19 protein-coding genes are annotated in these 18,750 nt (G+C 67.4%); 9 read left to right on the top strand and 10 right to left on the bottom strand.

Going from position 1 to position 18,750, the window contains the following annotated elements:
* Positions 1-17 precede the first annotated feature (17 nt).
* Complete coding sequence (locus AB0L70_RS30225; RefSeq protein ID WP_363690133.1) at positions 18-668, bottom strand: response regulator transcription factor; 651 nt, start codon at positions 666-668, stop codon at positions 18-20.
* The gene (locus tag AB0L70_RS30220; protein WP_363690131.1) at positions 659-2,584 is read right to left on the bottom strand and encodes a histidine kinase; all 1,926 of its coding nucleotides are present in this window, start codon (positions 2,582-2,584) and stop codon (positions 659-661) included. Before AB0L70_RS30220 ends, AB0L70_RS30225 begins: the two co-directional genes overlap by 10 nt.
* Positions 2,585-2,722: 138 nt before the next feature.
* Here AB0L70_RS30220 and AB0L70_RS30215 point away from each other — a divergent pair, with 138 nt between their 5' ends.
* A complete protein-coding gene (locus AB0L70_RS30215; RefSeq protein ID WP_363690129.1) occupies positions 2,723-3,391 on the top strand; it encodes a hypothetical protein in 669 nt (222 codons plus the stop codon).
* A 10-nt stretch (positions 3,392-3,401) separates the two neighbouring features.
* On the opposite strand, the gene ppk2 is transcribed toward AB0L70_RS30215, so the two are convergent.
* The gene (gene ppk2 / locus AB0L70_RS30210) at positions 3,402-4,208 is read right to left on the bottom strand and encodes a polyphosphate kinase 2 (RefSeq protein ID WP_363690127.1); all 807 of its coding nucleotides are present in this window, start codon (positions 4,206-4,208) and stop codon (positions 3,402-3,404) included.
* Between the two features lie 147 nt (positions 4,209-4,355).
* Between ppk2 and AB0L70_RS30205 the strand changes: the two genes are divergently transcribed.
* A complete protein-coding gene (locus AB0L70_RS30205; protein ID WP_363690125.1) occupies positions 4,356-4,889 on the top strand; it encodes an EF-hand domain-containing protein in 534 nt (177 codons plus the stop codon).
* A 4-nt stretch (positions 4,890-4,893) separates the two neighbouring features.
* Here AB0L70_RS30205 and AB0L70_RS30200 read toward each other — a convergent pair whose 3' ends face one another.
* Positions 4,894-5,757: an alpha/beta hydrolase gene (locus AB0L70_RS30200; protein WP_363690123.1), complete on the bottom strand. Its 864-nt coding sequence runs from the start codon at positions 5,755-5,757 to the stop codon at positions 4,894-4,896.
* Positions 5,758-5,767: 10 nt separating this feature from the next.
* Positions 5,768-6,340 carry a TetR/AcrR family transcriptional regulator gene (locus tag AB0L70_RS30195; RefSeq protein WP_363690121.1) on the bottom strand — a complete coding sequence of 191 codons (573 nt, stop codon included), beginning with the start codon at positions 6,338-6,340 and terminating at the stop codon, positions 5,768-5,770.
* Here AB0L70_RS30195 and AB0L70_RS30190 point away from each other — a divergent pair.
* From AB0L70_RS30190 to AB0L70_RS30175, 4 genes are all read left to right on the top strand, one after another.
* On the top strand, positions 6,321-7,256 hold the full coding sequence (locus tag AB0L70_RS30190; RefSeq protein WP_363690119.1) for an ABC transporter permease: 936 nt from the start codon (positions 6,321-6,323) through the stop codon (positions 7,254-7,256). The genes AB0L70_RS30195 and AB0L70_RS30190 overlap by 20 nt on opposite strands.
* A gap of 9 nt (positions 7,257-7,265) precedes the next feature.
* Entirely contained in the window at positions 7,266-8,324 is a 1,059-nt protein-coding gene (locus AB0L70_RS30185; protein ID WP_363690117.1) for an alpha/beta fold hydrolase, read from the top strand.
* 115 nt (positions 8,325-8,439) lie between these two features.
* Positions 8,440-9,291, top strand: a complete 852-nt coding sequence (locus AB0L70_RS30180; RefSeq protein ID WP_363690115.1) for an alpha/beta hydrolase — start codon at positions 8,440-8,442, stop codon at positions 9,289-9,291.
* Positions 9,292-9,549: 258 nt separating this feature from the next.
* Entirely contained in the window at positions 9,550-10,524 is a 975-nt protein-coding gene (locus AB0L70_RS30175) for a neutral zinc metallopeptidase (RefSeq protein WP_363690113.1), read from the top strand.
* A gap of 1 nt (position 10,525) precedes the next feature.
* On the opposite strand, the gene AB0L70_RS30170 is transcribed toward AB0L70_RS30175, so the two are convergent.
* From AB0L70_RS30170 to tsrT, 4 genes are all read right to left on the bottom strand, one after another.
* Positions 10,526-11,092: a hypothetical protein gene (locus AB0L70_RS30170; protein ID WP_363690111.1), complete on the bottom strand. Its 567-nt coding sequence runs from the start codon at positions 11,090-11,092 to the stop codon at positions 10,526-10,528.
* The gene (locus AB0L70_RS30165) at positions 11,089-11,820 is read right to left on the bottom strand and encodes an ABC transporter permease (RefSeq protein ID WP_363690109.1); all 732 of its coding nucleotides are present in this window, start codon (positions 11,818-11,820) and stop codon (positions 11,089-11,091) included. Before AB0L70_RS30165 ends, AB0L70_RS30170 begins: the two co-directional genes overlap by 4 nt.
* Positions 11,817-12,518, bottom strand: coding sequence for an ATP-binding cassette domain-containing protein (locus tag AB0L70_RS30160; protein WP_363690107.1), 702 nt, complete (start codon positions 12,516-12,518; stop codon positions 11,817-11,819). Before AB0L70_RS30160 ends, AB0L70_RS30165 begins: the two co-directional genes overlap by 4 nt.
* 73 nt (positions 12,519-12,591) lie before the next feature.
* Complete coding sequence (gene tsrT, locus AB0L70_RS30155) at positions 12,592-14,253, bottom strand: tryptophan 2-C-methyltransferase (protein ID WP_363690105.1); 1,662 nt, start codon at positions 14,251-14,253, stop codon at positions 12,592-12,594.
* A 216-nt stretch (positions 14,254-14,469) separates the two neighbouring features.
* On the opposite strand from tsrT, the gene AB0L70_RS30150 reads away from it, so the two are divergent.
* Positions 14,470-14,757: a helix-turn-helix transcriptional regulator gene (locus AB0L70_RS30150; protein WP_363690103.1), complete on the top strand. Its 288-nt coding sequence runs from the start codon at positions 14,470-14,472 to the stop codon at positions 14,755-14,757.
* Here AB0L70_RS30150 and AB0L70_RS30145 read toward each other — a convergent pair.
* Positions 14,696-16,102 (bottom strand): tryptophanase, encoded by a 1,407-nt coding sequence (locus AB0L70_RS30145; RefSeq protein WP_363690101.1) that lies wholly within the window; start codon positions 16,100-16,102, stop codon positions 14,696-14,698. The genes AB0L70_RS30150 and AB0L70_RS30145 overlap by 62 nt on opposite strands.
* Before the next feature lie 118 nt (positions 16,103-16,220).
* On the opposite strand from AB0L70_RS30145, the gene AB0L70_RS30140 reads away from it, so the two are divergent.
* On the top strand, positions 16,221-17,258 hold the full coding sequence (locus AB0L70_RS30140) for an AraC family transcriptional regulator (RefSeq protein ID WP_363690099.1): 1,038 nt from the start codon (positions 16,221-16,223) through the stop codon (positions 17,256-17,258).
* Positions 17,259-17,324: 66 nt separating this feature from the next.
* Positions 17,325-18,701 carry a helix-turn-helix transcriptional regulator gene (locus tag AB0L70_RS30135; RefSeq protein ID WP_363690097.1) on the top strand — a complete coding sequence of 459 codons (1,377 nt, stop codon included), beginning with the start codon at positions 17,325-17,327 and terminating at the stop codon, positions 18,699-18,701.
* Positions 18,702-18,750: the final 49 nt, after the last annotated feature.

The following is an 18,750-nucleotide window of genomic DNA, read 5'->3' as shown; positions in this document are numbered from 1 at the left end:
AAACGCGGAGTGACGAGCTACGAAGCACCTTGGAGGGCGGCGAGTACGGCGAGCACCCGCCGGTGATCGTCCTGCGCACCATGCAACCCGAGCTTGCTGAAGATGTTCGCGATGTGACTCTCGACCGTCTTGAGGCTGACCGTCAGCCGGCTCGCGATCGCCGAATTGGACCGCCCTTCGGCCATCAACGCCAGTACGTCACGCTCGCGGTCCGTCAGTGCCGCCAGGGGATCGGTGGCCGAGTCCGCACGCATCAGGTGCCGCACGATCTCCGGGTCGAGCGCCATCCCACCGGCCGACACCGTGCGCAGTGCCCCCATCAGCGTCTCGACGTCGACGACCCGGTCCTTGAGCAGGTAGCCGAACCGCTCGGCGTGCCGCCGCAGCAACTGGGAGGCGAAATGGGTCTCGACCGCCTGGGACAGCAGGAGTATGCCGAGTTCTGGCAGCCGGTCCCGGAGTTCCATCGCGGCCGCAGCGCCTTCGTGCGTGTACGTCGGAGGCATCCGGATATCCACGATCGCGACGTCCGGCCGGTGCCGATCAACCGCCTCGACCAGGTGAGTGGCGTCGGCAACCGTCTCGCAGACGTCGACCCCGGACTCCACCAGCAGCCGGGCAAGGCCTTCCCGGATCAGGGCGGAGTCGTCCGCGATCACTACCCGCATGGGAGCACCGCCTCCACCCGGGTCCCGCCACCCGGCTGATCACCGGCGGAGAGAGCGCCACCGAGCGCGGCGACCCGGTCGGCAAGACCCTGGAGGCCACGTCCCCGCGGATCGACTCCGCCCACCCCGGCGTCGAGTACGGCGACGTGCAACTGGGACAGGCTTGCCGAGACCCGGATCGTCACCTCGTCGACCCGGGCGTGCTTCACGGCGTTCGAGACCGCCTCGGCGATCACGAACCACGCCGCGCTCTCCACGGACCCCGGGAACCGCTGGTCGACCACGTCAAGCTTCATTCGCACCGGGATCCGGCTGGCCAACTCGTCGGTCGCAGCCCGCAGACCACCTCCGGCCAAAGCGGCCGGTTGCAAACCGCCGGCCAGGTCGCGGAGCTCCTGCACGGTCAGTGCAAGGTCCGTGATGGCCTGATCGACCTCGGCCCGCAGAACGCTCTCGCCGCCGTTGACCCGAGCGGAACGGAGCTGCAGGGCGATCGCGAGGATGCGCTGCTGCGCACCGTCGTGGAGATCGCGCTCCATCCTCCGGCGTTCCTCCAGGTGCGCACCGGCCAGACGTGCCCGCGATTCGGTGATCTGCTCCACCTGCTTGGCGAGTTCGGCCCGCAGACCGAGGTTGTCGATCTCGGCGGCGGCCTCCCGGACTACGGCTGCGACGACGGACCGCTCACAGCGCGCCGGATCGAACTCGATCCGCGCGCTGACCTGCCCTCGCCGTACGACGTCAACGACGTCTGCGCCGGGGACTGCGACGTGGCCGTCCGAGGTGACCCAGCCACCGTCGGACGGGAACAGCGCCCGTACTCGCGGGTCACCGGTCGCCGTGACCAGGAGAGTGTCGAGGTCCGCCGCGGGGGACTGAGCGAGCCCGGCCCGCACCAGCTGCACAGCGTCGAACCGGCGGCGGTTGAAGTGGCGGTCGATTACTCGGCGGGCCCAGGCATACGCGGGCCGGGCGACGGCGGCCGCGGCCAGCGTGGCGAGGATCGTCAGCAGTTGCGCGTCGGCCCGGACGGGCACGCTCTTGGTGATGACCACGACCACAGCGCCGAAGACGGCGATGACCGAACCACTCGAGATCGCGTACGCCGCGGAGTCGGTGACGATCCGCTCTACGTCGTACAAGCGGTACTTGGCCACCGACAGCGCAGCACCTAGCGCGAGGGTGATGACGCAGAAACTCAGCAACCAGCCGGCGGCTGACTCGAATCCGGCGTACGACGCAGCGAACGACGCGACCACGCACGGCGCAAGCGGCGTTGCTCCGGCTACCAGCCACAGCAGTTGCTGGCGGGCCTCGCCCCTGGCCCGACGGAACGCCGCTACGAGGACGTAGACCGAGGCAAGCAGGCAGCCGCCGAGGACGAACACCGCGATGGTGGCGAGAACTGCGATCGGTCCGGCGATTGCCGCGATCGCCCAGGGGCTGACGAGGTCGTCGTGAGGTTGGTCGAGGTGGGTGGAACGCAACAGCGCCGCGACTGCGAAGACGACGCCGGACACGACGGTCAGGACGGGGAGGATCCGCGACGACGGTCGGACCGCCGGGGTGAACTGGAGGGCAAGGGCCAGGAAGACGAACCACCAGACGAAGCTCGTGTCGCTGAAGGTGGCGATCAACGGTCTGACCTCGAGGTCGGTGTACAGCTCGGTGAAGCCGCTCCACGTCAGGGCCGTGCCGAGTCCCAGGAACGCCCAGCCGGCGGGCTGGTCGATGACGCGCCAGGTGAGCAGTACTCCGACCGCCCAGCAGACCAGCATCGCGACCAGATAGAGAACGTCCGGGCTGATGCTGTGGTCGCCCCCGAGTCGCTGATTGACCACGAGCTGGCCGGCGATGAGCGCAGGTGCGAGCGGCCAGGTGGCCACCCGTGCCAGGACCCGCGCCGTCCTCCCCATCTCGTCATAGTGGCAGCAAAACCGCCCGGAGTACTCAGGGACAGCCCTGATCAGAAGACCGGTGCCCACTCCGTCGTTCGCGGCTCGCGAAAGTTCGACGCTGGACGGACTCAGTCAGCTCGAAGCTAGGAGCCCGTCATGACAACAACCACAGCAACTCCCCGAGCCCGCACCAGGTCCTCGGCGGCGACGGCCGCGTCGGCCGCGTCGGTGCTCTTCGCCGTCGCGTTGTTCTGGACCGTTGCCAGTATCAACGTGCCGCACACGGCCGACGACGCGAAGCTGCTCGAGTGGTGGCAGCAGAGCGGCAGTCAGGTGTCGGGCATTGTGTCGCAGTTCTGCGCTATCGCGGCAGCCTTGTTGTTCGTTGTGATCATCAACTACTTCCGAGCCCTCACGACGAAGACTGCCGCCGTGCAGTGGACGGCGTTCGCCCGCTCGATGGGCCTGATCTTCAGTACGACGCTGCTCATCTCCGCTGCCCTGCGCGGAGTGATCGGCCACATGGTGAAGGTCGACGGGCAGCCGCTGCCCGGTATCGAGATCCTCCGCTACTCGACCGCCCTCAACTACAACCTCATCGGCAGCATCACGATGACGACTCTCGGACTGACGATCCTCTCCGTCTCGGTCGTCGTCGTACGAACGCTGGTCCTCGGCCGTTGGGTCGGGTACGTCGGCCTGGGCTGCTCGGCGATCATCTTCATCGCGAGCGCGGCGATGATCGGGCAGTACACGATCATCCTCGCCCTGCTCTGGTCCCTCTCCCTCAGCGTCGCCATCTGGCGGCAGCCGGCGGCGCGGTGAGCGGTGTCCGTCAGCGGGCGAGCTTGGCGGCGTGGTCCGGGACCTGGGTCTGCATCTCGCGGGGCGGGCGTTCGTAGCCCTTCGAGGCTGGTCGGTGCGGCAGGGCCAGCGGTGCCCGTTGGACGTCGTCGTACGGGATGGTCGAGAGCAGGTGGGCGATCATGTTGATCCGGGCCGAGCGCTTGTCCTCGCTCTCGACGACGTACCAGGGCGCCTCGGGGATGTCGGTGTGGACGAACATCTCGTCCTTGGCGCGGGAGTAGTCCTCCCAGCGGGTGATGGACTCCAGATCCATCGGGGAGAGTTTCCAGCGTCGCATCGGGTCCTCGAGCCGGCTGCGGAAGCGGGCCTCCTGTTCGCTGTCGCTGACGGAGAACCAGTACTTGCGCAGGAGTACGCCGTCCTCGACCAGCAACCGCTCGAAGATCGGGCACTGATGCATGAAGCGGGCGTACTCCTGATTGGTGCAGAACCCCATCACCCGCTCGACCCCGGCGCGGTTGTACCAGCTCCGGTCGAACAGGCCGATCTCACCGGCCGCCGGCAGATGTTCGACGTACCGCTGGAAGTACCACTCGGTGCGTTCCCGCTCGGTCGGCGCCGGCAGCGCGACGATCCGGGCGACGCGCGGGTTGAGGAACTCGGTCACCCGCTTGATCGTGCTGCCCTTCCCGGCCGCGTCGCGACCCTCGAAGATCACCACGACCCGGGCGCCCTCGACCCGCACCCACTCCTGCACCTTCACCAGCTCGGCCTGCAGCCGAAGAAGCTCCCGCTCGTAGACCTTCTTCGGCAACCGCTTTTTCGCGCTACTCATCCCGTCAGCATCCCGCATTTCGCGGCCGTGAGCGCCGTCGTACTGCGTGGACGCTGTGGAGTCAAGCGGTGACATCGAGTGGCGGCGGTTACATACTGGAGTCGGTCACTGTGAGTGTGCGGGTGTGAGTGTGGAGGGGGAAGCAAAATGGCCAGTGAGTTTCAGCGGCGCAAGGTGGCGGGGGTGTTCCATGCCATGGACGCCGACGGCAACGGGTATCTCGAGGAGGCCGACTTCGAGACGCTGACCGGGCGGTGGGTCGGGCTGCGTGGTTGGGAGCCAGGGACCGCGGACTACGAGCGGATGCGGGCGATCATGATGGGCTGGTGGTCGGCGCTCGCGACCATGTCCGGCGCCGAGGAGGACGGCAAGGTGTCGCTCGATGAGCTGATGAATGTCGTCGACCAGCTGCCGGCGATGGATGACGCGGTGAACGCGACCGCGGACGCGATGTTCGACGCGATCGATGAGAACGGCGACGACCGGATCGCGCTCGCGGAGCACAAGCAGGTCGTGTACGCGTGGAAGGGTTCCGACGACGGCATCGAGGACGTCTTCCCGCAGCTCGATCTGAACGGCGACGGCCATCTCTCGCGGACGGAGTTCCGCGACCTGTGGTCGGGCTTCTGGCGCGGCGACGACCCCAAGTCGCCGTCGCAGTGGGTGTTCGGGCCGTACTGACCGGCTAGGTCCGGGCGAGGGTCGCGACGATCGTGTCGATGTTCCCCATCAGCGACAAGTGGCCCTCGCCGGCGACCAGGTGGGTGGATGCGCCGGGAACGTGTTCGCCCAGCCAGCGGCCGTGGTCTCGGGGGACCATGCGGTCCTGGTCACCCTGCCAGATCGAGACGGGTATCCGGATGCTCGCCAGCTCGATGCCCCAGTCGGTCAGGAAGGCGAGATCGTCGTCGCGCCAGCCGTCGTACCCGGTCGAGACCGCCGCACGACACGACGCGGCCAGGTAGTCGGCGAGCCCATCGCGCAGGGTCTGCTGGTCAACGTCAGACAGCAGATCACCGAACGCGGCGATGATGTCGGCAGCCTGGACGTCCTTCAGTCCAGCGCCGGCCTCGGCCATGAACTTCTCGAGCGCCTCCTTGCCGGTCGCCGCGGCACCGAACTCCTCGACGTTGTCAGTACCCATCCCGGCATACCAGTCGAGGCCGTCGGCGTCGTACGGCGCAACCCCCGCGACGATCGCCGCACCGCGGCACCGCTCCGGCAACAGCGCCGCGCACGCCAACGCGTGGGGACCGCCGCCCGACCAGCCGAGGGTGACGAAATCGTCAGCCCTCACCGCATCGAGCAACGCACTCACGTCGCTCGCCACGTCAGCCACTCGTCGTCCCGGCTGCGGAGTGCTGTCCCGATAGCCCGGTCGGCTGTGCGTGACCAGCCGCATCCCGTGCCGAGCAGCCGCCGCGGCCACCGGCTCCAGGGCCATCGCCACGCCAGGCGTGCCGTGATGCATCACCAAGGGCCGGCCACCTTCCGGTCCCTGAATCAGGTACTCCAGACACCGCCCGTCAGAAAGCTCCAGTCGCTCCACACTTCAGATCCTAGGAGCTCACCGGTGGCCAAAGGGCCTTGGTTGCGTCTGCTGTATCGGTCACGGCGTCGTTGCCGAGAAGAGCCAACTGCAAGAGATGCCCGACGAGTACGCCGATCATCACACCGGCCAGCGAATCCGCGGACGGCTCCGCGGGTAGCGCGGCCGTCTGCTGATGCCGGCTGATGACTTCGGCGAGCGTGGTCCTGAGGGTCGACAGCATCTGGCCGAAGGCCACACCGATCCGCGGGTTGCTGAGCGCCTCCGACCAGGCCTGCACTCCGATGCCGGCCAGCCCGCTGTCCTGGTTCTTCGCGGTGATGAGCTCCACGGCGGCCGCGAGTACGGTCCCGATCGACTCGTCCGGGCGTTCTTCGGTGACGCTTCGGATCAGCTCAGCGACCTCGCGCATGTTGTCCTCGGCGATCGCGAGCACGATGTCTTCCTTGCCGGGGAAGTAGCGATAGACGGCTCCGGAGGACAGCTTCGCCTCGGCGAACAGGTCCTGCATCGACGTCGCATGGAAGCCGTGGCGGAGGAACGCGCGCCGCGCGGCGGTCAGGATGTACTCGCGACCGGCCACCCAGGAGACCGTGCAGGACCTGACGAATTCCGCGCCGGGTGCGTTCGAACTGCATCTGTACGCCGACGACGCGGAGGCCCGCGCTGCGATCGCGGATCGCGAGGTGTACGGCGTCTTCGAGATCTCCTCGCGCCGGTTCACCGTGCTGACCGCGAGTGCGGCAGGTCCGGCCGTTGCCCAGTTGCTGACGACGACCGCCGAACGCTTCTCGGCGCAGTCGGATCCGTCGCAGCGGCCGGTCGTGAGGTCGGCGGTGCATGACGTCGTGGCGACCTCGGGTGACGATCCACGCGGCGCGATCTTCACCGCGGCGATGACGCCGTTGGTGTTGGGTGGCGTGATCCTCGCGGTGATGGTCGCCGTACTCGTCGGGTTCCGGCCTGCGTGGCGGGAGGTCGTCGCCCTCGCGCTGGTGTCGGCCGTCACCGGAGTGGGTGTGCATCTGGTCGCCCAGGACTACGTGGGTGCGCTACCGGGCGATCGGATCGAGACGTGGGCCTCGTTGTCGCTGATGTTGTTCGCGATCAGCACCACCGTCGCCGGCCTCGCGGCTTTGCTCGGGCCGGGTGGTGCCGCGGTCGGAGCGATCGTGATGGTGTTCGTCGGCAATCCGTTCTCGGCGGTCAGTTCGGCGCCCGAGTTGCTGCCGAAGGCCGTCGGTGAACTCGGCCAGCTGATGCCACCGGGTGCGGGTGCGAATCTGCTTCGCAGCGCTGCCTACTTCGACGGACACGGGTCGGCGCAGCATGTCGTAGTACTCGTCGCTTGGAGTGTGGCGGGTATCGGTGCGATCGTGGCCGGCCATCGCCGGATGGTCCGGCGGCAGGCAGCGCGGCACAGCACGGAACTGGTCGCTGACGGCCCACTTCCCGAAGCACTGGCGCTCGTGGAGCCCGAACCGGCGCGGGAGTCGTAAGCTCGACAGGTGGGGCAGAAGGTCAGCTACTGTGCGGCGCCGGATGCGGTGAAACTCGCGTATGCGGTCCATGGCCACGGCCCACCGATCGTTCGAGTCGCGACCTGGATCACCCACCTGGAGTTCGACTGGGAGAGCCCGGTCTGGCGGCACTGGCTGGATGCTCTCGTCGACGGTCACACCCTGGTCCGGTACGACGAGCGCGGCTGCGGGCTCTCGGATCGCGACGTCGACGAGATTTCGCTCGATGCGTGGGTGGCCGACCTTGAGACCGTGGTCGACGCCGCGGGTGTCGATCGGTTCGCGCTGCTCGGCGTGTCGACCGGAGTGGCGGTTGCGGTCGCGTACGCGGCCCGTCATCCCGAGCGGCTCACGCACCTCGTTCTGTACGGCGGATACGCGCGCGGCCGCGGTCTGCGTGGTGCGGGCGAACGCCGGCTGCAGGAGGCTTTGGTCGCTGCGATCGCGGCCGGCTGGACCGATCCCGACCCGACGTTCCGGCACTTGTTCAGCATGCTGTTCCTGCCGGCCGGTACGCCCGAGCAGATGGGCTGGTACGACGATCTGCAGCGGCACTCCACGTCAGCCGCGACCGCGGTGCGGATCTACAACACCCGAGGTCGTCTCAACGTGGTCGATCTCGCAGCTCAGATACGCACGAAGACGTTGGTCGTGCACGCGGCGGGCGATCGGGTCGTTCCGATCGATGAGGGCCGGCTGCTTGCCACCCTCCTCCCGGAAGCGCGGCTGGTCGAGCTGGATTCGTCGAACCACATCCTGCTGTCGGACGAACCCGCGTGGGCGACCTTCGTGTCGGAACTTCGTGGTTTCCTGGGGACCGAACGCGCACCCGTTCAGCCTGGAGTCGAGGAGCTCAGCCGCCGGGAGCTGGAGGTCCTCGAGCTGGTCGCGGCGGGGCTGACCAACGAGGCGATTGCCGAGCGGCTGAGCCTCAGCATCCGCACGGTGGAACGTCATCTGACGAACACCTACGTCAAGCTGCGCGTCTCCGGCAAGGCAGGACGCGCGGCCGCCGCAGCCAGGTTCTCCGAGGCACGGCGTACCTGATCCGCTGCGTGTTGACCGCCATGCGGTTGCGTTTGAAATGCGTGCTGGCGCCGATGCGGGGGACTCGTGTCGCTCCCTACCTTCACAGGTATCAGCCTTTCGAAGGAGGACCGTGATGGAGCACATGGTGATGTCAGAGCCGGCCACGACGTACGACGTGATCGGCGGGGGAGGCGTGCGGTTGCACGCGCGGGAGTGGGGCAACCGGCAAGGGCGTCCGATTCTCTTCATTCATGGCTGGTCGGCCAGTCACGTGTGCTGGTCGCACCAGATGTCGGGCCGGCTCGCCGAGGAGTTTCGGCTGGTGGCGTTCGACAATCGGGGTCACGGCATGTCCGAGAAGCCGTTGGGTGCCGAGAACTATCGCGATCCGCAGTTGTGGGCGGACGACCTCGCCGCGGTCATCGATCAGCTGGATCTGGATCGACCGGTGCTGGTCGCCTGGTCGTACGGCGGGTTCATCGTCTCCGACTATGTCCGGGCGTACGGCGAGGACCGGATCGGTGCCGTCAACCTGGTCGGCGCCGCCGTCACGATGAAGCCGCCCACGTTCGACCACATCGGGCCTGGTTTCCTCGGGAACGCGCCCGACGCCAGCATGCCCGACCTGGCCACGAACATCGCCGCCATCCACCGCTTCCTCGACGTCTGCACCGCCGAGCCACTGGATCCGCACGACTGGACCGCAGCCCTGGCCTGGAACATGGTCGTGCCCCCGGAGGTACGAGGCGCGCTGATCTCCCGCGAGATCAACAGCGACGACGTACTCACGACGCTGTCCGTCCCCGTCCTGGTCACCCACGGCCGCTCCGACACGATCGTCCTACCCTCGATGGCGGAACACGTCCTCGACGTTTGCAAGACAGCTACCCCGTCCTGGTACGACGCCGTCGGCCACATGCCGTTCGTCGAGGACCAGACCCGCTTCGATCAGGAACTGACCGAGTTCGTGAACGAGATCGTCTGACGGTGGTGGGCAGGTCGTTGCGCAGGGCAACGATGACGGACGGCGCGGTTCCGGAACACCGCGTTCTCGTTAGTGCACGGGGCGGTTGCGGAGAGCAACGAGGCGGGCTGATCCGGTAAGCGGGGCAGACATTCGCCGGTTGCGCGATTAGTCTTCTTCGTGGCCGCCTGTGCTGGCGGACTGGGGGCAGTCTGTGGTGAATGGCTCTTGGTGAATGGGGAATTGACGGCGACGTACGCCGCGTTACCGGATGGCTCCATGCCGTTGTATGGGACGCATCCGCTGCCCGGCATGCCCGAGGGCGGACCGCCGTTGCCACCGTTGGGTTGGGGACCCGATCTGCGCGAGGACATCGACCTGCGTGAGGAAGAGGTCACTCACCACGGAGCCGCCAAGCGGCGGATCGGTTTCGTCGCCGCGCTGCTGATGCTTGCCGGTGCGGCAGGGCTGATCGTGACCGCGGCGGTTCGTGCGGACGCCTCGGGTGCTCCGCAGGCCTCGAGTCAGGCGCCGCAGATCCGGCCGGCCGGCGGCTCCGGTGTTGCCCCGAGCGTTACGGCCGATGCGCTCTACTCCGCCGGGCCGCAAGCTTCAGTCGCCTGCCGCGAGCCCGATGTCACGCTGGGCACTGAAGACGGGGTGCGTGCCTACTACACCAATGTAGTCAGTTGTTTGAACAAGACCTGGGCGCCGAAGCTCCGGTCCGCGCCGAAGATCGTGTTCTGGGGCGGACGCGAGCGATCGCCCTGCTCGATCGGATCCGCGGTCGCCTTCTACTGCACCACGAACCAAACCTTGTACCTGCAGGCCGACGACGTGATGAAGGCCTGGAACAGCTCCACCGACAGCGCCCGTCGCGCCGGGATCCAGTTGTGGGTGACCGACACGATCGCCCGCGAGTACGCCCATCACATCCAGCAGGTGACCGGCATCCTCGCAACCGTCCAGAAGCTCGCGTACGACGCTCCCGGTGAGCCGGCCAGGTCCGAGCTGAGCCGGCGGGCCCAGCTGCAGGCGACCTGCCTCGGTGCGGCGTTCATCGGAGCCAACAAGCTCACCTACGGCATCGTCGGGCTCGACCTCCCGATGTACAACCGCTACATCCTGGCCCAGCCCGGTGACGAGAACACCGGCAGCCCGGACGGCCGCCAGTACTGGGCCGCGCGCGGCTTCGGCATGACCGACCCCGCCTACTGCGACACCTTCAAAGCCCTACCGATCATGGTCAAGTGAGTCACGCGTCCCGGTTGCGGAACACGATGAGGCCGACGCTCGTGGCGACGATCGCGCAGGGGAGGACGGCGTACCAGTTGCGACCGTCCGGGAACGACAGGCGGTCCTGGAGCAGCGGGCCGGCGATGAAGTAGTAGGTGAGGAGTGCGACCAGGGCCGGAATCGTTCGGCGGGTCAGGCTGCCGATCGCGTGGGCGATGACTGTCGTGAACACGAAGTAGCCGACCGCCTTGGCCTCTAGCTCTCCGGAGACGACGGCGCCGAGGGTGACGGTCGCCGCGGCGGCCGGGAGAGTGATGACCACGAGTGCCTCGAGCTTGGCGGCGTACGTCGGGATCCGCCGGGGCGCTGCGATGAGGGTGGTCCGGATCTGACCACCCTGGTACTCCGATGTCGCCGAGATCAGGCCAAGGATGAGGAAGCCGGCCAGCACCGGGCCGTACAACGCACTGCGGACATCCGGTGCCGCAGCAGCCAGGAGAACGGTGACGGCCCAGGTCCCGACGATCGTGAACCAGATCGCGGGCAACGTGGTGAGCTTCAACAGTTCGGCGCGGAGCAGTTTCATGCGTCGCGCCTCGCGAACACGGTGGCGCCGGTGCCGGCGATCACGGCGACCCACAACCCCATCACTAGTCCGCCGGTGACCGGGGAGAGTCCGACCGGATCATCGGAGGAGCGCAGGAACATGTTCGTCCCGGCGAGGTCCGGGAAGTAGTACGCCAGCCGCGTGACCTTGGTCAGTAGGAAGCTCACGGACACGACGGAGATGTTCACGATCAGGACGGACAGCGGGATGATCCCGCTGCGGGTGATCAGGGTGATCCCGCCGGCGAGCAGGGCGCTGAAGACCCAGTACGCCGCAATCCCGAGTGCTCGTGGCAGGTCCGGCGTACCGGTCGACGCATCTGCGGACGCGAGGTCCGTGGCAGTCAAGGTGATCGCCGAGCTGAACAGCGCGAGGAGGCCGACCGTCGCCACGATCGCGGCCGTCTTCGCGACGAGGAACCTCGACCGGGACGGGATGGCGGTCAGGCTCGTGGTGATCTGACGGCTGCCGCCGGACTCCTCGCCTTCCGCGAGGTACTCGCTGCTGATGGCGACCACTCCGATCACGATCGCGGCGATGACCCCGAGTCCGAGCTCCCGGAACCCGCCGTCCGTACTCGGTCTGGCCTGGCTGTTCGAGGAGTTCAGCACGGTCACCCCGGCGGGTAGCACGACGCCGATCGCGACCGCGATCCAGACGGCGGGGAGCGAGCTGAGCTTGGCCAGTTCCGCGCGGAAGGCCCTCATCGGGAGCCTCCGGTCAGGGCGAAGTACGCGTTCTCGATCGAGCCGTGATCGCCGACCACCGCGGGCAATGTGCCCTGAGCCGCGATCCGGCCGCGGTCGATCACCACGACGTCGTCGACGGTCGCCGCGACCTCGCCGAGGAAGTGGCTCGACAACAGCACGGTCCCTCCGGCCGCGGCCCGGTCCCGCAGGAACGTCCGGAGCCAGCGGATCCCCTCGGGATCCAGCCCGTTCACCGGCTCGTCCAGCACCAGTACGTCGGGATCGCCGAGCAATGCCGCCGCCAGTCCGAGCCGCCGGCCCATGCCGAGCGAGTAGCTGCGGACCCGGCGACGTGAATCGTCCGCGAGCCCGACGAGCTCGAGCACCTCATCCACCCGCGACCGCGGGATGCCGCCGGCCGCGGCGACCCAGCGCAGATGCGCTCGTCCGGTCCGCGATCGATGTGCACCGGACCCTTCGAGCACCGCGCCGACCTTCCGGACCGGATCCGCCAAGCGGGCGAACGGCACGCCGTCGACCAACGCCGTACCCGACGTCGCCGCGTCCAGCCCGAGCAGGATCCGCAACGTCGACGTCTTCCCGGCCCCGTTCGGGCCCAGGAACGCCGTCACCCGTCCCGGCCGCACGTCGAAACTCACACCCGACAGGATCTCCCGCGACCCGCGCCGCTTACTGACCTCATGAATCGAAAGCATGCTTCAAGCCAACGCGTTCCAGCCGGCCCGCGCATCGGCCCCAGGTCCCTCGGACCAGAGGCCGATGTCGGGCTCAGGACGCGGCGTCGACGGCCTGCATGATCTCGTCGCGCTGCGGCCAGTGCGACCAGAAGGCGCCCTTGTAACCCAGCTCGTTGAGGCGGAGCAGGAACGGGTTGTCGGCGTAGTTGTTGTCCTCCTGCGTTATGCCGCTGACGGTCGGCAGCATGACCCGCGGGTGCTCGTCCCGGGGCACCCACTTCCACAGGAGTTCGACGCTGGTCAGCCAGCGATCACCCGGCCGGGTCGCGGTCCGGCCTTCGGGCAGGTCGGGGGAGAAGTAGTAGACCGGCCGGAAGTTCCCGGCGGCATCGAACATGAATTGCCGCTCGTACTCGACGACGCTGGCACATTGATCGAGCGGTGACAGCAGAATGGGCTCGGTCGCGGTGTTCGACTGAACGCCGGGAACCGGGTGAATTCCGCCACTTTGTGCTGCCAATTGCTTCCCCATCGGCGAATACGGGAACGCGCGAATACCCAGCGTGAAACCGACCACGGTCGCCTCCAGTGCCAGGAACCTCTCGACGCATTCGTGCATTGTCTCCTCGGTCTCGCCGGGCATTCCGAGCAGCGCCTCGATCATTGTCAGCATTCCGTACTGGTTCGCCAGCTTGCACAACCTCTCCACGTCCTCGAACGTGTAGAAGCGGGTGCCTTTCCGGCTCACTTTCCACCCGTTCAGTACGTCGTCGCGAACGTGATCAGGTGCCACGTTGATCCCCACGCACCCCGCCTCGGACAGCAGTTGGGCGTACTCCTCGTCGAACGGCGCGGGCTGGACGTAGATCCACAACCGGAGGTCGTGCAGCGGGGACGACGCGTCGGCCTGCTTGCGCCGGACGATCTCGCGCAGCACGGCCTTGCTGTGGCTGATGCTGAGGTTGAACTCGCTGTCGGTGGTGTGCAGGTCGCTGACCCCTTGCGCGACCAGCATCTCCATCTCGTCGACCACGGCCGTCTCGGCGCGGCGGGCGAATTGGTTGCCCTTGGCATCTGGTTCGACGCAGTGGGCGCACGAGTAGGTGCAGCCGTTCTTGGTGAGAATGTTGCCGAGGCCACCGATCCGGTAGTACGCGAGATTGTCGACCTTGTCCGAGCGTCCCGACCTGCGGGTGTACGGCGTCGCCCGGTTCACCAGCACGGCCCGGCCCAGCGCCGCGAGCTGATCGCGATGCGGGACCTGGTGCACGTGACCGCCACCATCGTTGACGATCAGGCCGGACACCCCCGATGGCGGTGCCCCCGCAGCAAGCGCTTGTGCAAGGTCGACGATCGTCACGTCCCCGGGCCCCTTCACGCCGTACTCGATGCCGAAGTAGTCGACCAGGGCGAACGGCATCGACGAGAAGCCGACCCCGCCGGCCACCACGGGAGCCGCGCAGTGGCGTCGGATCTCGCCGATGATGTCGCGGTGCGAATCCAGGAAGACGCGTTGCTCCTGGGGGTAGATCGTGTCGGTGTTGCGGATCGTCACGCCCACGAGCAGCGGTTGATGGTGCTCGAAGTAGGTCGCGAGGACGTCTCGCCAGCGGTCCCGGACCAGGGTCAGGTCGACCACCTCGACCACGAAGCCCGCGCTCTCCAGCGAAGTGGTGAGAATGTCAAGCGCGTAGGGAGTGATCGGCGGGTGAACGAGGTTTGGATTCACCAACGTCACAAGCGTTCCAGTCACGACAGTCTCCTCAGTGCGACCCGGATGGACCTGCATGAACACCGTGCGATCGTGCATCTGTCGTCGCGCCGGTGGCAGGGGCCAATACCCGGTCCGCCGGGTGCCGGAAGACCCTCGTTCGCAAAGTGGACCGGACTAGGCGTGATTCGGATCAGCCGCACCCGCCCGCGCTTCTAGCCTGTTTCAAGGAAGGTGGGGGTCGATCGTAGGAGACTCATGGAGCCCGACCTGTCCGCAGGGCAATTGATCCGGCAGGCTCGCAACAGCCTTGGTTTCAGCCAGTACGAGGTTGCGGAGGAGCTGGCCCGGGCATCGGGGAACGACTCGCTGACGCGCGAGCAGGTCGCCCGCTGGGAGCGCGGAAAGCGGATCCCCGGGCCGTACTGGCGCGGGTGGATCTGCGCGGTCCTGCACTTGCCTGTCGAGGACCTGGAGATTGCGGTCAGGTTCGCGCGGGACGCTCGCTGGCGGGCGTTCGGTCCACCGGGCGATCGAGCGGCCTGAGTACGGCGGTGAAATGACGCAACGACTCCGCCTGCTCGACGATTCCGTAGCCGGCGATCTGCCCGGCCTTCGCGGCCACGGCGGCCGCGGTTTCGGCGACGTACTCGAGGTGGCTCTTGGTGTAGACCCGTCGCGGCAGCGCGAAACGGACGAGCTCGCGCGGTGCGGCGATGTCCTCGCCGTGGGCGGTGGCGCGGCCGAACACGAGCGTGCCCAGATCGGATACGCGAACGGCGCCGGCCAGGTACAGCTCGTTGGCGAGTGCTGTGGCCGGGAGTTGGTGTGGAGGGACGTTCGGCAACAGCTCGCCGGCGTCGACGTACACGGCATGGCAACCAGTTGGCTGAAGCACCGGAAGACCCGCCTCTGCGAGCTTCTCGCCGAACCAGCGCGCGGTCTTGGCCCGATACTCGAGGTAGGCCGGGTCCGTGACCTCTAACAGTCCTTGCGCCAGTGCGTCCAGGTCACGACCGGCCAAGCCGCCGTACGTCGGGAATCCCTCGAACGCGATGAGTTGCTCGCGGCATCGACGTGCGAGCTCGCCGTCGCGGACCGCGATCATTCCGCCGATGTTTGCCATCCCGTCCTTCTTCAGGCTGGCCCAGCAACCATCGGCCAACGCGAACACCAGCTGTGCGACCTCGCGCGGGCTGCGGTGCGAGTGGCCGGACTCGCGTTCGCTGATCAGGTATGCGTTCTCGGCGAATCTGGATGCGTCGAGCAACAGCATGACGCCGTACCGATCGCACAACTCGCGAGTCTTCGCGATGTTGGACAGGGAGACCGGCTGGCCGCCGGTCGCGTTGTTCGTGACCGTCAGGACGACGCATCGAACCCTGGATCCGTCGGCTCCACCGAGCCAGGCCCGCAGACTGGCGAGGTCGAGATCACCGCCGAAGGCCGACGGCGATCTCTGACTGACCGGGAGATCGACGGCAGTGGCGCCGGTGGACTCGACGGCGGCCCGGGTGGTGTCGAAGTGGGTGTTGCTGATCGACACCTCTCCGGGTGCGAGCACGGTGCCCAGCAGGATCCGTTCGGCCGCACGGCCTTGGTGCACCGGCAGGACCTCGTCGTACCCGGTCAGGTCGCGGACGACGGTCTCGAAGTTCTCGAAGGACCGTGCGCCGGCGTAGGACTCGTCGCCGGACAGCAGCGCCGCCCACTGGGCCGCGGACATCGCGCTCGTGCCCGAATCGGTGAGCAGATCGATCGTGATCGCGCTCGCCGGCACCCTGAACAGGTTGTGGCCTGCTCGGTCGAGGGCCTCGCGTCGTTCGTCCGTGGTGGGAAACGGGATGGGTTCGACAGCTTTGATCCTGAACGGCTCCATGAATTCGGGCATGATGCGATCCCTCCCGGACGAAATGGCGCGACATCTGTGGACCCAGTGTCTGCACCCTGCCTCACCCCTGGCAGGGGCCAGTTGAGCCCGAAAGCCCAACCAGGACACAACTGGCAGTGTGAACCGAGGGGTGACAGAGATAGTCTGCATTCAACTTACTTCCCGATCGAGGGGGTTGGTGTCTGTGCCGCTCGAGCGTTACGAGCTCTTTCACACGCATGATTTGGACGATGCTCGAGAGACCGTCGGGCGGGTCTTCGTTCCACACCGGTTGGACCTGGTGGGTCGGTCGCGGCATCTGGATGCCCGCATGAACACCAGGCGGATCGCCAGGGTCACGGCGAACTACGTGAGCTACGGCGCCGACATCCTGATCGAGCCGGGCGAGCTCGGCTCGTTCTTCGTGGTTCAAGTGCCCGTCAGCGGCTACAGCCACGTTCGCTGCGGTCGCGAGGATGTCCTGTCCACACCACTGCTGGCGTCGGTGGTGTCGCCGACCGAGCCGCTCCGGATGCGCTGGTCGGCCGACTGCGCGAAGTTGATCCTGCGGCTGGAGCGATCCGCTGTCGAGGACCACCTGAGCGAGATGCTCGATGCGCCGCTGCCGGAGCCGGTCCGCTTCGCTCTGAGCATGGATGTCAGCGCCGGGTACGGACGCAGCTGGCTGGCCATGTTCCGGATGTTCGTCGACGAACTCGACCGCGGCGACAACAGCCTGGTCAACCATCGCCTCGGTGTCGCGGGTGTCGAGGACGTGTTGATCAGGGGTCTGCTGCTTGCGCAGCCACACAACTACTCGCATCGGCTCGCAGATACGGCCAGGCCGGAAGTCCCTTCCAGGGCAGTGACCGTCGCACGTGACCTGATCGAGAACCACCCGGAGTGGGAACACACGCTGACGAGTCTGGCCCGCGGGGCCGGTGTGAGCACACGCGCGCTGCAGAAGGGATTCGTGCGCCATCTGGGCGTCGGACCGAAGGAGTACATGACCAACGTGCGAATGCAACGAGCACACAGCGATCTACGCTCGATGCAACGCGACACGGTCACAGTGCGCCAGATCGCCGGCCGTTGGCGCCTGGGCCATACCGGCCGCTTCGCCAGTGAGTATCGCAAGCGTTTCGGTGAGTTCCCCTCGGAGACACTGTCCAGGTGAACGACGCATGGTGGCTCACGCGCGTCGCAATTCGGATAAGAAGGGTGTCAGTCGCGTCCCTAAGATATGCGGGTGAACAATAACCTGACAATCGCCCAGCTTATCAGGCAAGCACGCGAAGACAGAGGCCTGAGCCAGTCGCAACTTGCCAAAGAGCTCGCCACCATTTCCGGCCGGCACACGATCAATCGTGATCTGATCTCCCATTGGGAACGCGGCGCACAAGTGCCGCGGTTCGATACCAGACAATGGCTCTCGGTGTTCTTCGACATCCCGCCCGAGCATTTCGAAGCGGCGGCGATGTCGGCGCGGCGGCGGATGAAGACCGGAAATGCCGTGGTCGCCCGCAATCCGCCGGCGAAGCCCGGCCCGGTGCGGCGCGCACAGGGCACTCCCGAGTTGCTTCCGGTCCTGCGTTCGCGGGTGCAGGCCGGGATCCTCGCGGCGGTGCTGCTCAACCCGGACCGCTGGTTCTCCCTCAGCGAGCTCAGCGAGACGGTCGGCGCCGCGCTGGCGTCGGTGGACAAGGAAGTCCAGTTGCTCGAGACGGCCGGCATCGTCAGCGGCCGGACCGAAGGAACGATGCGCCTCCACCACGCCTCCAACCTGGGGCCGGGCCTCGCACCACTGGTCGAACTGCTCCGGCTGACGTACGGCGTGCCGCAGGTCATCGGGGAGGAGTTCGGCTGGGTCCGTGGGGTGGGGCGCCTGGTTCTGGGCGGCTCCTGGGCCGCGCGCTTCGCCGGAGTCCCCGGCCCGGCTCCGGAGAGTCTCGAGCTGGCCGTCATTCCCCAATCGGGCCGGTGCGTGGACAGGGACGCACTGCGGCTGGCCGCTCATCGGTCCGAGCTGCGGCTGAAGCGCCCGGTGCGTTGGCAGTTGCGCGACGTCGAAGACACCAAGACGGTCGCGGTGCCGAGGCAGTGGGAGAAGCTGCCCATCGTCGAGGTCAGGCTGGTCCGGCGGGCCGAACCGGCCTACCGCGAAGGAGCCAGTGCGGTCGGGCAGGACCCGATCTCCTTGCTGCTCGAATCAGGGCAGCTGAGCATGACCAACGGCCCGGATGCCCAGGCCGAACCCGCGCTGGAGCTGGCCGAGGAGCACCTCGTGGCCGCCGAGCGGATCGCCGAAGACGCCCCTCAGGCCGCCCACGTGCTGCTGGCAGAGGCAGGTGAACTCATCGCCAACGGATTGCTTGCCCAGCAAGGACTCCGGGTCCACCCGGCCGCCCATCCACACACCGCGGGAGCCGCCGTCACCGAACAATTCGGCTTCCAGTTCTCGCACGTCGTCCTGCTGCGGGAGCGCTCGACCGCGTTGCACCTGCGGCTGAACCGTGTGAGCGCGGAGGAGGCACGGGTCAGCACGGCGACAGTCCGTGCGCTGCTGACCGAAGCGCGCGCCAGAGTTGCTGAACTCTCCCTGTTCGAGCCGGCTGTCTGACCATCCCGAGCTCCGGTGTGCGGCAGAAGTCGCCACCTGTTGCCGTCGT

It is taken from the genome of Kribbella sp. NPDC051952, from assembly GCF_040680855.1.
Lineage (GTDB): Bacteria > Actinomycetota > Actinomycetes > Propionibacteriales > Kribbellaceae > Kribbella.
This window is presented reverse-complemented; position numbering and strand designations above follow the sequence as displayed.

What these genes read in the sequence shown, in the direction of transcription:
- AB0L70_RS30225 (WP_363690133.1), bottom strand. Translation starts at nt 668, where the DNA reads ATGCGGGTAGTGATCGCGGACGACTCCGCCCTGATCCGGGAAGGCCTT.
- AB0L70_RS30220 (WP_363690131.1), bottom strand. Translation starts at nt 2,584, where the DNA reads ATGGGGAGGACGGCGCGGGTCCTGGCACGGGTGGCCACCTGGCCGCTC.
- AB0L70_RS30215 (WP_363690129.1), top strand. Translation starts at nt 2,723, where the DNA reads ATGACAACAACCACAGCAACTCCCCGAGCCCGCACCAGGTCCTCGGCG.
- ppk2 (WP_363690127.1), bottom strand. Translation starts at nt 4,208, where the DNA reads ATGAGTAGCGCGAAAAAGCGGTTGCCGAAGAAGGTCTACGAGCGGGAG.
- AB0L70_RS30205 (WP_363690125.1), top strand. Translation starts at nt 4,356, where the DNA reads ATGGCCAGTGAGTTTCAGCGGCGCAAGGTGGCGGGGGTGTTCCATGCC.
- AB0L70_RS30190 (WP_363690119.1), top strand. Translation starts at nt 6,321, where the DNA reads ATGTACTCGCGACCGGCCACCCAGGAGACCGTGCAGGACCTGACGAAT.
- AB0L70_RS30180 (WP_363690115.1), top strand. Translation starts at nt 8,440, where the DNA reads ATGGAGCACATGGTGATGTCAGAGCCGGCCACGACGTACGACGTGATC.
- AB0L70_RS30175 (WP_363690113.1), top strand. Translation starts at nt 9,550, where the DNA reads ATGCCGTTGTATGGGACGCATCCGCTGCCCGGCATGCCCGAGGGCGGA.
- AB0L70_RS30170 (WP_363690111.1), bottom strand. Translation starts at nt 11,092, where the DNA reads ATGAAACTGCTCCGCGCCGAACTGTTGAAGCTCACCACGTTGCCCGCG.
- AB0L70_RS30165 (WP_363690109.1), bottom strand. Translation starts at nt 11,820, where the DNA reads ATGAGGGCCTTCCGCGCGGAACTGGCCAAGCTCAGCTCGCTCCCCGCC.
- AB0L70_RS30160 (WP_363690107.1), bottom strand. Translation starts at nt 12,518, where the DNA reads ATGCTTTCGATTCATGAGGTCAGTAAGCGGCGCGGGTCGCGGGAGATC.
- AB0L70_RS30150 (WP_363690103.1), top strand. Translation starts at nt 14,470, where the DNA reads ATGGAGCCCGACCTGTCCGCAGGGCAATTGATCCGGCAGGCTCGCAAC.
- AB0L70_RS30145 (WP_363690101.1), bottom strand. Translation starts at nt 16,102, where the DNA reads ATGCCCGAATTCATGGAGCCGTTCAGGATCAAAGCTGTCGAACCCATC.
- AB0L70_RS30135 (WP_363690097.1), top strand. Translation starts at nt 17,325, where the DNA reads ATGCGGGTGAACAATAACCTGACAATCGCCCAGCTTATCAGGCAAGCA.